Annotated in this window: 14 protein-coding genes and 1 pseudogene; 6 read left to right on the plus strand and 9 right to left on the minus strand. The window is 37.0% G+C overall.

Annotation, left to right across the window (positions count from 1 at the left end; all coding sequences use genetic code 11):
• Window positions 1-340: 340 nt before the first annotated feature.
• The 4 genes from AC19MV_RS22315 to AC19MV_RS22330 are packed head-to-tail and all read left to right on the plus strand — an operon-like array spanning window position 341 to window position 3470.
• Complete coding sequence (locus AC19MV_RS22315) at window positions 341-1306, plus strand: CBASS oligonucleotide cyclase (protein WP_498309983.1); 966 nt, start codon at window positions 341-343, stop codon at window positions 1304-1306.
• A 3-nt stretch (window positions 1307-1309) separates the two neighbouring features.
• Window positions 1310-1819: an HORMA-1 domain-containing protein gene (locus AC19MV_RS22320; protein WP_498309984.1), complete on the plus strand. Its 510-nt coding sequence runs from the start codon at window positions 1310-1312 to the stop codon at window positions 1817-1819.
• Window positions 1820-1821: 2 nt separating this feature from the next.
• Window positions 1822-2751 carry an AAA family ATPase gene (locus AC19MV_RS22325; RefSeq protein ID WP_498309985.1) on the plus strand — a complete coding sequence of 310 codons (930 nt, stop codon included), beginning with the start codon at window positions 1822-1824 and terminating at the stop codon, window positions 2749-2751.
• A gap of 2 nt (window positions 2752-2753) precedes the next feature.
• Complete coding sequence (locus AC19MV_RS22330) at window positions 2754-3470, plus strand: DUF6602 domain-containing protein (RefSeq protein ID WP_498309986.1); 717 nt, start codon at window positions 2754-2756, stop codon at window positions 3468-3470.
• A gap of 598 nt (window positions 3471-4068) precedes the next feature.
• Here the strand turns inward: AC19MV_RS22330 and AC19MV_RS22335 are convergent.
• The 4 genes from AC19MV_RS22335 to AC19MV_RS22350 all read right to left on the minus strand — a co-directional run bounded on the left by AC19MV_RS22335 (window position 4069) and on the right by AC19MV_RS22350 (window position 7066).
• Entirely contained in the window at window positions 4069-4896 is an 828-nt protein-coding gene (locus tag AC19MV_RS22335; RefSeq protein ID WP_498309987.1) for a nuclease-related domain-containing protein, read from the minus strand.
• Window positions 4897-5068: 172 nt separating this feature from the next.
• Window positions 5069-5467: a hypothetical protein gene (locus tag AC19MV_RS22340; RefSeq protein WP_188923196.1), complete on the minus strand. Its 399-nt coding sequence runs from the start codon at window positions 5465-5467 to the stop codon at window positions 5069-5071.
• A gap of 3 nt (window positions 5468-5470) precedes the next feature.
• Window positions 5471-6388, minus strand: a complete 918-nt coding sequence (locus AC19MV_RS22345; protein ID WP_188923197.1) for a zinc dependent phospholipase C family protein — start codon at window positions 6386-6388, stop codon at window positions 5471-5473.
• Between the two features lie 504 nt (window positions 6389-6892).
• Window positions 6893-7066, minus strand: a complete 174-nt coding sequence (locus AC19MV_RS22350; RefSeq protein ID WP_188923198.1) for a hypothetical protein — start codon at window positions 7064-7066, stop codon at window positions 6893-6895.
• A gap of 209 nt (window positions 7067-7275) precedes the next feature.
• Between AC19MV_RS22350 and AC19MV_RS22355 the strand changes: the two genes are divergently transcribed.
• Window positions 7276-8157, plus strand: coding sequence for a BrxR family transcriptional regulator (locus AC19MV_RS22355; RefSeq protein WP_188923199.1), 882 nt, complete (start codon window positions 7276-7278; stop codon window positions 8155-8157).
• A 20-nt stretch (window positions 8158-8177) separates the two neighbouring features.
• Window positions 8178-8948, plus strand: coding sequence for a hypothetical protein (locus AC19MV_RS22360; RefSeq protein ID WP_188923200.1), 771 nt, complete (start codon window positions 8178-8180; stop codon window positions 8946-8948).
• A gap of 552 nt (window positions 8949-9500) precedes the next feature.
• Here the strand turns inward: AC19MV_RS22360 and cas6f are convergent.
• The 5 genes and pseudogenes from cas6f to AC19MV_RS22385 form a co-directional block, all read right to left on the minus strand.
• Window positions 9501-10121: a type I-F CRISPR-associated endoribonuclease Cas6/Csy4 gene (gene cas6f / locus AC19MV_RS22365; protein WP_229780199.1), complete on the minus strand. Its 621-nt coding sequence runs from the start codon at window positions 10119-10121 to the stop codon at window positions 9501-9503.
• A complete protein-coding gene (gene csy3 / locus AC19MV_RS22370) occupies window positions 10114-11163 on the minus strand; it encodes a type I-F CRISPR-associated protein Csy3 (protein ID WP_223418957.1) in 1050 nt (349 codons plus the stop codon). The genes cas6f and csy3 overlap by 8 nt, the downstream gene beginning before the upstream one ends.
• A gap of 9 nt (window positions 11164-11172) precedes the next feature.
• Window positions 11173-13269 (minus strand): type I-F CRISPR-associated protein Csy2, encoded by a 2097-nt coding sequence (locus AC19MV_RS22375; RefSeq protein ID WP_223418959.1) that lies wholly within the window; start codon window positions 13267-13269, stop codon window positions 11173-11175.
• Window positions 13263-14465 (minus strand): TniQ family protein, encoded by a 1203-nt coding sequence (locus AC19MV_RS22380; protein ID WP_498309988.1) that lies wholly within the window; start codon window positions 14463-14465, stop codon window positions 13263-13265. Before AC19MV_RS22380 ends, AC19MV_RS22375 begins: the two co-directional genes overlap by 7 nt.
• A gap of 20 nt (window positions 14466-14485) precedes the next feature.
• Window positions 14486-14701, minus strand: a pseudogene (locus AC19MV_RS22385) (IS3 family transposase); the annotation flags it as partial.

Consider the following 14701-nt stretch of genomic DNA (forward strand, 5'->3'; position numbering starts at 1 on the left):
AGCCGATCACTCAATACTATTTTGACCGAAAAGTGATCGGCATCGATGGTATTGAGTGATCGCGATGAATGGTATTAGGTGATCGGCTTAGATGGTATTAGGTGATCGCGATGCATGAGAATATGCAATTGGGCAATAAATGAATTTATCAAGCTAGTTCATACCGCTGGAAGACCGCAATTATGAGGGAAACAGCCAGGGCATCTTATTACTTTGAGATGAAACAGTATTATTTATAATTTTATTAAAAATTATCTTTTTTTGTTGCCACTTGATTAATAAACGCTCACCCCCCATTATAACTCACTGTCGTCATTAATTATTTTAAAAGGAGGCAGGAATGTCACTTGAACATATTTCACACAGTGAAATCCTGCAATTTGCTAAAGATAAAGTCAATTTACCTAAAACCAAAGCTGATATGTTCAGAAAACAGGCTAAAGGTTTAAGAGATAAACTTGAAAGTTACTTAAAAGAACATCCTGACTTTTCATTAAAGAGAATGCAATTATCGGGAAGTTTAGCAAAGGGAACGGGATTAAAAACACTAAATGACATTGACGTTGCTGTTTATATTTCAGGACTAAATTCTGATACTGAATTGAGTGAGTTATTAGATTATTTAGTTGATAAAATCCAAAAAGCATACCCCAACTTTAAACCAGAACAGATTATACGACAAACATATAGTATTTGTGTTTCATTTGCTGGAAGTGGTCTCGATGTTGATTTAGTTCCCATTTTATATTTTGGAGATCCAGAGTGGCGAGGTCAGCTAGTTAGTCAATCTGACGGTTCATATTTAGAAACTAGTATACCTTTACATTTGAAGTTTGCTAAAGCACGTAAAACAAAGCAACCAGATCATTTCACTCAAGTAGTTAGATTAGTAAAATATTGGGCCAGAAAGCAAAAAATGGAAGTCGAAGGTTTCCGGTTTAAATCATTTATGATTGAATTGATTTTGGCGAAGTTATGTGATCAAGGAGTTGATTTCTCTAATTATATTGAAGCTCTTCAATCATTTTTTACTTATATAGTTAAGACGAACTTAGAAGAAAAATTAGTCTTTGAAGATTATTGTGCAGCGGCCAGCATTAATGACTTCAATGATCCAGTACAAATTATTGACCCTGTTAATAATGAAAATAATGTTTCTGGATTATATACACGTTATCAAGCTGATTTGATTGTTAATGCTGCAATGGAAGCTGGCGATGCGATTGATGCAGCTGAGTTTTCACCAACAAAAGGCTTAACAGTAAGTTACTGGCAAATCGTTTTTGGAACAGCATTTACAGGATAAATAATGAGCTACTCACAAACAGCTACAAGTTCAAGTACATTTACCATTACTCATGCACGTTATATGTCTGCAAAAGTAGCTGCAGATTTGAGACGGATGCAGCGTTTTTACAATAATCCTAGTAACATTCAGATTGCTGATTTTGAAGAAGAAATTGCTCAACTATTAAAGAATGGATATTTAGAAAAAGCCACTTTTGGATTTAAGCGTGATGGGAAGTGGATTGAACCTACTTTTTCTTATACATCCAACGAAATATCTAATGGTGTTGACGATATGCCTGGGACATTGAGGCCTAATGCGGATATATCAGGGGCCAGCTTTGGAAGCTTCGTAGAATATACATCAAAGTACTTTAATCTTACCCAAGAAGAAAGGGATAATTTTAAATTGACTTTACCTATTCAAAGAGTGTCTGGTGATACTCCTGGGGTATCTGGATATTTAGAAAGTGACAAAAACTATTCAGCTGGTGATAGAAGCTTATCTCGTTCAACTGTAAGGAATTATTGATAATGATCGAAACAGAAGTAATGAATATATTTGAAGATACCCAAGAGTTTCCAGACTTCGATGCCCAGATGAGACTAAATAGACTTGTCGGTTTAGATGATTACAAAAATCGTTTAGCCAAAATGCTCAGTTTATTGGTTAATCCGAACGCCTTAGAAGTATGGATAAAAAAATTCCATGGAGACCATTTTGAGGCGTTAAAACCGATGATATCTCGTCCTCCGCTCATAATATTGGCTGGTGATGTTGGTTCTGGTAAGACTGAACTAGCAGAAACTATTGGAGATAGTGTTGCAAGACTGAATAAAATAAATGTAACTTTATTACCATTAAGCCTTTCCTCAAGAGGGCAAGGAAGGGTTGGGGAAATGACTCAGTTAGTTTCGTCAGCATTTAATCGTACTAAACAACTGGCCAATAAATTCAAAAGTGAAAGTGGAAAATCTAGAGGTGCTGTGATTCTACTAATTGATGAAGCTGACGCCTTAGCTCAATCTAGAGAGTCAGATCAAATGCATCATGAAGATAGAGCTGGAGTAAACGCATTTATTCGTGGTATTGATTCTTTGGCAAATGCTGGGTTACCTGCTGCGGTGATTATGTGTACGAATCGGTTAGACTCGTTAGATCCGGCTGTTCAACGAAGAGCTGCGGAAATCATGCTATTTAAGCGCCCAAGCCTGCAACAAAGAACATCAATTTTGACCCGACTTTTATCACCGTTTAATTTTGAATCTGGAATCATCAATCAAATAGCCGAGATGACAGGGCCTAATGAAAATCGAAATTATGGTTTTTCTTTTTCTGATATATCACAAAGATTAATCCCTACCATAGTTTTGGATGCTTTTCCTAACAACGCAGTATTAGAAGATAGAGCTGTTGAACTAGTTGAATCGGTTCAACCAACACCACCATTTGGAGGTAGTTAACTATGAGTAAGACAAAATGGCTGAGAGACGTATTTACCGATGTCCAAACTGACCTCGAGCATAATCTTCAACGTGCCTCCAGGGGAATAGAACACCCAGGAACGAAAGGTGATGTACATGAAGATAGCTGGATTGAATTATTAAGAAGCTATCTGCCAAAGCGTTATGAAATTGATAAGGGCATAATTATTGATAATCAGGGTAATAAGAGTCACCAAATTGATGTTGTTATATATGATCCTCAATATACGCCATTATTACTTACCCAACAAAATCATAAATACATACCTGTTGAAGCTGTTTATGCTGTGTTTGAATGTAAGCCTGAAATAAATAAAAATTACTTACAATATGCTGGTGAAAAAACTGCCTCGGTAAGATCCTTAAAGCGGACGTCCATAGGGATTAAACATGCAGGAGGTATATACCCGCCTAAAGAATTATTTAGAATAATTGGGGGGATTTTAGCTGCTAAATCTTGCTGGACCGATGGTTTGAAGAGTTCAAGTTTTGAAAGTAATCTACCAACTATTGATTTGCAAAAGCTGGACTGTGGTTGTGCATTAGCTTGTGGAGCATTTAATTATACTAATGACGTTATCGAAGTTGTAAAACATGAAGCAAATTTAATGCATTTCTTGTTTAACTTACTAGATTCGTTGCAATCTTTAGGTACTGTACCCGCTATTGATTGGAAAGCTTATTCTAAGGTTTTATAAGTTCATATAATCTTTTGACCACCACAGTATGTTGTGAGAGGTTTGTGATTATAAATTTTTCACTTACTCGTGTAGTGACCTTTTGATTAGGCTAATATTTATAATTATTTGAAATATATGAGAAAATATAGGCGTGGTAAGTCTCCATTTAGATTCATCATGATAAATTATATGAGGATTATAGTCCCCCTCCTTATATAAGAACATCTATGACAATCCTATATGAGCATATCTTGACAGAGAATCAGCACTAACTCGTTTTGGTCGGATAAGCGGCACCTGTTACCAGGTGCCGCTCTCCTAAGAACCGTACGTGCAACTTTCACACCCGACTTGTGGTTATCAGGAAGAACGTCCTCTCACGATTCTGTTCCCGTCCAATGGACTTCGTTACATTGTCAGACTCGCTTCTTTATTCAGAGTCTTAGGGTCATCTGGTGATACAGATGGTTCACTCTTATCGTGGTGAACAACGCTTCATACGACTTCACGTCGCACGGGCATAAATGATTTACATTGTAGTGATACATTTCTGAACTTGAGTACAAAATCTGTATTACTACAGCACATAAAGGACTACTAAAATACACACCGACAGTTAGTTGAGTTTTTCCACTGCCCTGCATTTGGGAAAGTTTGAACAGCCCCAAAATTTAGAGCCTGCATTTTGGCCTTTTTTAGCTTCACGCAACACCATATATGATCCACATTTTGTGCAAAGCTTGTCGGTAGTTTTTTGCTTAATGATCTCTTTAACATGAGCTTTATGAGCTTGATTTGTAGAAAACCCTCGATCTAAGCGACCTGATTCAATATTTTCGATAACAGCTAAAACTTGCTGTTGATTCAGTAGTTCAGCAGAATGTGAACGAATGTATGATAAGCAACCACTTGCATAAGTTACATTTTCCGGCATATCCGTTTTAAATTTACTATCACCGATAAATACAACAACTGAGAAAAGTGCATCAATATTGATATTAAGCTGCGCTTCTAGTGTTTTTAGATGCTTATAATTTTGATGAATTGGATTTTGAAACTTAGATGAGTATTTAAAAATTTTCTGTGTCCACATCTTTTGGTTAGCGGAGCCAAAAATCCACCCTTTCATGTTTTTTGTTTCTACAATGAACACACCAAACTGAGATACGACGATATGATCAATTTGAGTTGTTCCATCTTTTGTTGGCAAGGTGGCATTTTTGATCAGGTAATATTCGTTGCTAGGTAATTTCTTGAGTATCAAATTGACCTGAAACTCACCAAAAACACCTTTAAACCAAGGCGTCCTGATTATAAAAGTCAATATAATTACAGGGAAGATATACCAAACCTGAAAAGCAGCACTAATTACAACCCCTATGAGATCCACCGAAATATCCTTACTGTATTTGCAACCATAGCCTGATAAATCAACAATGGACATTCATGAAGATATGCAATTTCCTTATGTAACACGAAATTGCTTATAGCCTATGTGTAATGGCACTTCACGACCCATTACCATTTTAATGCGTTTGCTTAAGCTCAGACCGTTTAAGAAAGTTGTAATAGATAATCATCTAATGTGATGACCAAATATTTAAGCAACGACAAAATCATTGGCAGAGCAGAGCGCTATCAATAGTAAATTCACAACTATCAGCTTTAGCATCTATCCAATGGTTTACGTCCAATTTACCATTGCAACCAGCATCCTCAATAATGGCGATATTTTCATCACAAAGTAGCAGAATTGCATTACCACTTTGTATTTTTGTCATTATCGTAAAATCTTTAAAAGGAGCAATTAACTGTGGATATCGCTCTGATATTTCAGACAATAATTGAGCACCATCATCGACTTGCTCACCACTGAACTTAAGGTGTCCATCGACTGCTTGGGATAAATCCTTAAACTTTGATGCTAAATCATACATTGACTCATCATCATATTTATCAGTGCAAGAACAACTTAAGGATAAAAACATCAATGCAAAAAAAACGATAAATTTCATCGGTTAACTCCAAGCGGTAAGGGTTTTATTTTCTGAAAGGCCTGTATCTAAGTTCCAACTTAAAAACATATTATCGTCACCATCTTCAAAAACTGCTTTTGCCAAATAGCACCAATATTTTTGAACATTCTTTACCGCCAAATCAAAGATATCATCGTAATCCATACTCCCATTTGGAGTCTTCAAGTTTTGAATATAAGACATATCAAGATCATCAATTGATGGATAAAGAATTCCAACTGAAGCAGCTACATGACGAGCAAACGGAAAAAGTCTATGCCCTTCATCAACATTGTCCACGACTATCTGGAATCCTTTATGCCACGAATGAATTTCTGGAGGAGAAGAACTAAACTTATCTGGAAATACAGTTTTTAAAGCGTCATACCATAAACCATGAATGACACTATCCAACTGAGATGAATCATTTAAATCAATACAAGAACCAATATTCAATCTAACACGATCAGCCAAACCAATGTCACCAAGATTAAGACGCCCCCAGATATAGGTGTCCTGATTCATCTCACAGATCCGATGCTCTTTCTGATTTTGCTCATAAGGCCCAACTCTTAATTGCACCACAGGATGAACGGTTATGTCACAAATAACATGAGCTACGTAACCAGAGAGCCATGCAAATGCCCTTTCCTGTTCCTTATTTGATAACTTCTTCGTTAGGTTAATAAGCTTTTTAATAAATAGATCTACACTTTCATAGTGCATTTTATCAGCCCATTCATTCTGCTCACTGTCGCCGATTTTCAAATAAGGATAATCAGGGCTTACACACCCTAACTCCATGAAACTTTTCTCTCTAGAAAGTATCAATTTTGCCTTTTGTGGCATATCCAATTTAGATAGGTCATTGTTTGATGATGCAAGATTTACTGCCGTAATATGGGCAAATGCTCCAGGCATAAGAACTCCTTTTCAAAATTTATTAAATTTACACAAATCTAAAATAGCTAAGCCACTACAATTCGGGAAAACATGACCGGAACCGGCAATTCTAATAATCGAATACCGAATTAATAGATAATATTGATCACATTAGGAGGTTGTATGACCCAAGTAACACTAGGGTCATACAACCTATCATATTTCTAACAAATAGTTAGTGTGGTAATGAGCGTAAATGTGAGCACACATTTTCCCATTGACCTGCTCGGTAGCGCATATATGCGCATACTCGGCCAACTTTTGATCCAGACATAGCTGTAATCTCCAAAAATATAAAGGAGGGAGCTCTGGCATATTGAGTTGGAAGCATCTACCCTGTAGGATGTAACCGTATTAAAGTGGTCCTAAGGTATTTACTGACTTGAGACCTCCCAGTGTTGAGTCGATAATTATTGTTGGTAGCAATATTTATCACCAGCTCAATACTTAAAAGGCTTCTGCTAACTAATAGCTGAAGCCTTTTTATTTTTCTTTGGTAACACCTTTATAGACTCCGCCTGTTTTTTTCACACTCATAAATTGTCCCGTTTCAGAATCACGTTTCGTCCATAATTGTGTTTGTGGATTGAATACTTGAGTACGTTCACGTACAGCACCAATTCTTGCATTATCACCGTAAGGTTTGTTAACAGCCATTATCACGCTCCAAATAGTATATATTGTGTTATAAATTAAAAATGGCACACAATGTAGTGTTTCCATTAATTCCATTATAATCGGAACAAAAAAAGATCGCAAGCATAAAGATGCTGAAAAAGTGACCACCAGATCATTTTGATGTTGTTATTGTTTAGAATAAGTGCTAATTTTATCGTCAATATCTATAAAATAGCAGGCATAAGCACATGCAATTACTCCCTGTAAATCGTCAAGAGCGATTAGCTTTTATTGAACTCAATTTATTATTTGTAGGCACAATCACAAGGAAGACATTGAAGGAAAGGTTCCAAATTAGTGACGCTGCCGCAACTAGAGATCTAATAGACTATCAAAAGTACTGCCCTGATAATTGCACTTACGATAACAAACTCAAAGCATACCTATACAATCAAAGTAGCTTTACTCAACAATTTGAAATTGACGTTAATGTTGCATTGTTAGAATTAACGGGACAAAGGCAAAGTCTGACTCAGAAAACACATGAACGATTTTTGAGTAGTGAAACTCTAGAAATGATTACAAAACCGAAGGTTGAAATCGTTTCTGCAATAACGAGATCTATGGCTAGCGCTATTCCTATAGAAATTGAGTATTACTCTGTTCGATCAGGGAAGCGCCGAGCAGTCATTATTCCTCACTCTGTCGTTAATAATGGGGAAAGATGGCATTTCAGAGCTTATGACAGAGAAAAAGACTTATTTTCTGATTTTGTTATCACTCGAATTGAAAAGGTTAAAGGAATCAAAAGTAAGGTTAATAGCTATGAAAATAAAACTAATGATACTGAATGGAATAGCGAAGTTAGGCTAGTTTTGGTACCACATCCATTATTGCAGAATCCACGCTCTATTGAATTAGATTATGCGATGCAAAATGGTGAACATAGAGTGACTGTAAAAGCGGCCTTAATGGGATATTTTCTCAGACATTGGAATGTTGACTGCTCGCCCGCCGATAATTTACTAGTTGGCAAACAATATCATTTATGGTTAAAAAACAATGAAGTTATCTTACATAACCAGCAAAGATTTTTTGTACCTGGTTTCGAAAATCATAAGATAAATTAAGGCAAAAATGGATAAAGGTGATGTTAGATTCTTGGGTTGTGGATATTGATATAAAAGTTATTATTGCTTTGATTAGTATTGTTGGCATTCTTATAACTGCCATACTGAGTAGTTCTGGGTATTTTTACCGTAATAGATTTGAAAGCAAAAAAAGTGCAAGAAAAGTGCTCTATTTGCTTCTAGAGATTCGACACGCGATAAATGTGTCACTTTTTGATGTTGATGAAGTAACAGATCAATACATTGAACATTTTGTAACACGCCTACAAAGCAAAGGTATGCCGGTCAAGAAAGAAGAAATTGAAGGAACATTATTTGAAATGATCAGAAGCCATATCGATAATCTAAATTCAGCAATTAAAACAGACATATCAATCCGCTTGTTGCCACAATTCGAAGATACATTAATGGAACTAGCTTCTGTGGCACCGGTGCTGGCATATCAACTACGTGGCAAAGAAAAAATAGAAGCCTTAATTGATCTTACAAACACATATATTGAGAGAATAGATTCTGAATTGATTCCAACAGTGAACGTAGATTGGATGAAAAATATGTTGGTCGATATTTCTCAGCAACAGAAAGTAGATACGTTGAAAGAAGTATCAGCGAGCTTAGATACAGATGTAATCTTACTGGCAAAACATTGTGGAAGAAGTGACTTATTGAAATGTAAAAAGGCGTTAAAATCGGGAGCTAGCAACAAATTAGACTTTCAAGATTTAGATAAAGTGATCGATAAAATCATAGATAAATTAATAGTTACTGCTAGTGCACAAAATCCTAAATAACACCCTATACCAATACAAAATACCATCACAGTATGAGTTAAATTAATAACCGATGAGTAACCAATAAAAAGCCTCCTCTCAGTGACACAAGAGGAGGCTTTTACTACCTTTTCGGCAGTTTGTGCGCGAACATATACGTCGAAACGATTATCTTCTTTTTCAACTGCCTATTCGGCAGAGACCGCATTAACCTATACATCATATCGATTGTTTTTATTTTCAGCTGCCTATTCGGCAGGTCACGTTAGTCTCACCGAGGGAGGAAAGCCAGCTAAATTTTCAGCTGCCTATTCGGCAGGTCACACTTGCCGCGAGTCGAGCCAAGTGATTATGTCATTTTCAGCTGCCTATTCGGCAGGTCACGCGTAGTGTTTCGGCCATTTTGATAAGCGTGAATTTTCAGCTGCCTATTCGGCAGGTCACAATAAACTTACCAAATAAAATGCTACAAGATCAACCACTAAATATCCAAATAGAATAATGACCATTTAATTTTCGAGATGGGAAATATGCATAAAAATCATATAGTAAAAATAATTTAAAAATAAAGGGTTAAACATTATCTGTTAAAAATGATAAATCCGGTACGGTCCCACTAAGTAACTTATTAGTGGCAAAGCCATAACTATTAAATAATGGTTCATATTGTTTCTCACCCACAACCTTCTGAATATGCAATATATAATCTTGCTTGGTACTTTGACTAGTCATTGCAATTCGATGAAAAACATCAAGCTCTCTTGGCTCAGTATTTTTACTAGGTTCGAAGATCTCACCTCTCGCTATTGCCCGTTTTTCCAAACGTTTTAATCGTCGCCTTGCTTCGCCAATAAACATCTTAGCGATTGCTTGGTTTCGCTTAAATCTAACTTCAGGACAGTCAACTGGAACAGTTTCAACCTCACTCACTTTAAAATAACCACAATCTTGCATGTCTTGAAAGTAGGACTGTTGTTTAAGCTCATTTAATATTGATGTATCACTGTGAACAAACGCAACAGCATTACCAATTGATGTTTCAGACCAAGCCGGAAAACTCACGCCTAAACCCGCTATGTCATGCTTACTGACATAACCATGTAAAACAGAAATACACCGGCCAGTAAGTAACTCAAGATTGGCTTCTTTAGGTAAAAAACGAATCATAAAATAATATCGCTGTGCGTTACTCACCTTTTTTTACCTCTGCTTTTTTCTGAAACATACCGCCTTTAATCAATACAGCAAATAAGTAATAAATATCAGGGTTTATGGCCTGAAAATCATGTGCATCAAGCTGATTTAATTCTTCTAGATAATGTTCCGCATTAATAAAAATTGAATAAAAATTTAATGCCGTATTGGGCATTCGTCTAGCAATATTATTCTCTTTGTCTGCACCATACTCATGTACTCTCAATCGTTTCGAATCGCCCCACCAATCATCAATTAACTGTAACGCGGCTCCAATTTTTACTGAGTTAAAACTAACAGCGTACCGTCCATCCAAACATTTAACTTTTGAAAAGTTTTTGGTCACATCAACTTTGTCTGCTTTCATATTAAATACTTGGCTAGGAAAGATTTCTTGGCAAAACGATGTGCTAATTTTAGCGGTAATATCAGCACTCCAATAAATCGTCGGATCAGTCAAAGCATTTGAAAGTTCAATGCTTAATTGCTCCAGAGTCTTCAAGTCATTGTCGTTCCAGCGACTTTCCCAGGCTAGTTGGCGAGTATTTTCTACTTGATATGTATTACCAAGACTCGTTTTAATCAAGATATGAGTATCACCAGAATTTTGATTTCGCCATAACCATGTGCCAAGCATCAGATTTTTACAGTATCGTGTAGCAAGCTCTTTATACCCACCACAAGCATTAAATTGTTTAGACAATAACCTTAAAAGCACAATGACATCATCGTTGTTACATGCATTTGGGGTCAAAGAGTTCGCTTGGACACGTAATGAAAAGCGGCAATAAATATGCTCCACATTTGGGGGAACATAACACTCTTCAATAGTTATAGGATTACAATGAGCAAGATCTTGCGGGGCCACATTTTTAGGTTCAAAACTTATATTAAAACCTTCTGTAAAACCCGCTTTTTGACCACGAATACGTGTAATATCAGCCTCTAGAGGAATAAAGTCTGACTCAGGTGTTTTGTAAAAAAATACGGCTTTACCTGGGTGTAGTGAACGCTCATACTTTAAAAAATTACTCAACTCCATTGCCATTCCTTAGATTCTTTTCATTAACAAGAATTGCTCTTTAGCCTCAAGGAACCAAAAAGCTCGCCTGTAAAAATTCAGTTGACCTTGTAACCTTATATCAATAGCAGAATCACATGATGCAAGTCCAATTACAGGTTCGCCGTAGCTATGTAATGAAGCGATAGAACCCGCTCTTGATTTAGGTTTCTCGAGTAATATATAGCCAGCCATAACAGAACAAAGTGAAGCATTGTTCTCTAATAGTACTGTTAATTCTCTAACACTATTAATAGAGTGTTTTGTTGGCATAACCCACTTACCATAGGCAGGAAAGCGACTTAAGATTGAATAAAGTAAGTCTTCATTTTCATATAGCTTACACCATTCATAATCTGCATTAACTGAGGGACCATGCATTGTTCCTCCGGCAAAGCGAGAAGGAAAACAAGCCTTCAATTTAGTAGTACTGTTATCCAGTTTCGCTAAATCATCTTCATAACCATCAATATGAATAACAAGGTCAAAAACTAAGTCACCATTTCTCTTATCTATAATACCAGGGCGGCGAAATTCACTCTCTTTGCGCCCTTGCATTGCAAATTCAGGTAATTGGGTGCCTTTTACATAATCAAACTCACGAATGAACCATGCAAAAGAAGTAAGTCGGATCGTGGTGCCTAACATTGCATTTAACTTGCGTTGATAGTTATGCATCATCCCCCAAACAGCGGTAAGTGATGGCAAGCCGAAGCAATAAGGATTTGATAACAACTGAGCGTCATAAACGCTTATATTTTTAAGGTGCAAGTATCGCTGCAATTTTTTAGCATCAACGACTTCAGCAGGACCTCTGGATAATTGCTTTAAAATCCAGAGTAATTGATTTTTTAAGGGCTTCATCAAATCTGGATGGTATGCATATTTTCTGGTTTTATTCGAATTTGATAACATAAAATTCAAATGACTAAACAACAGTGGTAAAAGACTTTCCCAATCTGAGTCTGGGTGATTTAAAAGTTGCCACTCAATACCATCTTGATTCAACAAACCAGCTTTAATATCAACATCATGTTCTTCTACTGCTTTGCGTCCCTCAATTAGCGGTGCTAACCATGCGCTCAGCGAATGTCTAACTTGCTTTAAACTGGCTACTTTTGCTTGCCTTCGCTGTTTGACTGCAAGTTCGGCGTAATTATCAACAAGCTTATCCAATGCATTGGGAAATTCATTTCTAAGTAAGGCGTATTGATCGAATAAGCTCTGACCATGCTCTAATCTAGTCAGCATAGACTCATGAAAATTTGATTTATTGTCTGATATTTTCGGTGGATAATTTAAACACCTTACCTTGCCTCCTAGGCCTGCCACTAATTCACTAACCGCCCCAGGGCGGTTGTAGTTTAAATGCGTATAACGCCCTTCTCGCCGAGAGGCAGCTTGTTGAAGTTCTACTTGCAATCCATGGCTAACAACAGGTGTGATAGAAGTATAGCTATCGTGATATGGCATCAAGACTTGAGTTGAGTATTTATCAACATAGGAAGGTAGCTCACTCTGCGGTAGTCTTAGTTGAACTTGGGCACTAATTACATTCAGCGACTTAGCTGAAACACCTAACGCTTTAAATGCCGACAACCACTCTTTAGGTATCCCACCACAAAAAATATTGGCAAGGCAAACTAATCGGCCTTGCCAATAAAAGTAACACACAAATAATTTAGCGAGATTTATTTTAGCGCTATTGTTCGACCAACCTAAGGTTGGGCTACAGTCTGCACTGCTTAACACTTGTCGTTGAGGCACTATAGGCTTAGCTATTAACCGCTGCTTACTCACACGGATATCAGGATATTTTAAGTTGTGTGTATGAAACCACTCAACTTGCTTAATGCATTCATTGAGATGGTACTCATCTTTTAGCGTTGCTTTGGCATGCTTTTTATCTAGTACGTCTTTCACTGCTTTTTTAGGGAAGGTCAAGTTTACTAGAATGATCAGCGCTTCTTTTTCACAGCCTGTCACATCGACACTGTCAGTAAATGAGCTAAAACCACGCCTTATCGCTTCTGTCCGCTCATCAAGCTCTTTAATTTGTAACAACTCACTTAAATGCTTAATTACCATGCTGATACGTACATCCTTTGGTCTGATGAACCAAAGCTATTTTTATATTCAACAACCTGTCTTAAATAAAAAATAGCCGCTTGAGGATCTATTCGATACTTCATTTTATGTCTAAACGAGCTGCTTAATACCCCGTCCTGATACAAACGATAAATTTGTTCATGGGTTGTTCCCAAAATCACAGCAGCTTCACTAATACTCACCAGCATATCGGCAACATTAGGCTTTTTCGATTTAGGATGCGCAGCAACTAAACGACTTAAAAATTCCAACACTGTTTTCCGAATAAAGTGAGTTTCTTTTTCATCACGGTAGATATGCGGCAGGCCCATAATTAACTCTCCATAAATAAACCGAAAGGAAGTGCGGTTAAACAAATCAATCAACTTATTATCAGCATTCAAAGTCATAAGATTTAATTCTTCGAATACATTTTGAGGCCAAGCTTTAAAGTAAGTTACTGCGGCATTAAACGGAAAATCCTCATGTTTAACATACCTCCGCTGAAACCAAACCAAGCTAGCAAAACGTTGAGATATTGATACTGACTTAAATAATGAGTTTTCATCCTCCTTATCGCTCATCAATTTAGTCGCTAATTCTACTTCATCATTACTGGCAGGCTTTACACACCCTTTTGCTAATTCAAAACCACAAACACAGTGGCTAATCGACTCATTTTCAATGTAGTTAATGGGAATTGAGCATTCAGGACACTGATGCAACAGCTGACATTTATGCTTTGCACATGCCTCTATGGGGGTTAAATGCCATATCTGCCGAATATAAGGTTCATCAGATAAGCAATGGGGGCAAACCGGTATCGCATCAGTTCCCATAGTGGAGTGATAACGAATAAAACTCAGTGGAATATCAACGCCATTTTTGTGTACAGCAGATAAGCCAATGACGGTTCGGTCTGACTTTAACAAAGCCAATTTTTGAATTTCAAATTGCGGCAAGCCAAGCAAAGACTCAAGTAAACCTAATGCTCGCATTCTAAAGTGGCTGTTATGTTTGGCGTGATAAACATTAAGGCGTTTTAAATCGATAGGAAAAGCACCATGGGCTTCAAAATCAAGCTCATGTAGCTCTTCACGTATAGCTAGGCTGAGTTGCTGATATGAATCAAAAAAGTTCTCGGCCACTACCCGTAGCAAGTAACTTTCGAGCGACTCATCATCGGCGTTTTTCAAGGTAGTTGTCGCCTAAGCTGTTAAGCTGCTTCTTTTTTGTTCTCTGGGTTTAACTCCACCTCACCGATTTCATCCCAGTTTCTGGTGCCATTTGACCAGCGGTTAGGGGTAATTTTTTGCGATTTTTTGTATAACTCACGGCGTTTTGCCAATATCGCTTTATCTTCACCATGATGACGTTGTGCCGGTGTCACGAATTTGATACGACTATGTCTGTGCTCATTGTTGTACCAATT

It is taken from the genome of Shewanella sp. MF05913 (genome assembly GCF_059758095.1).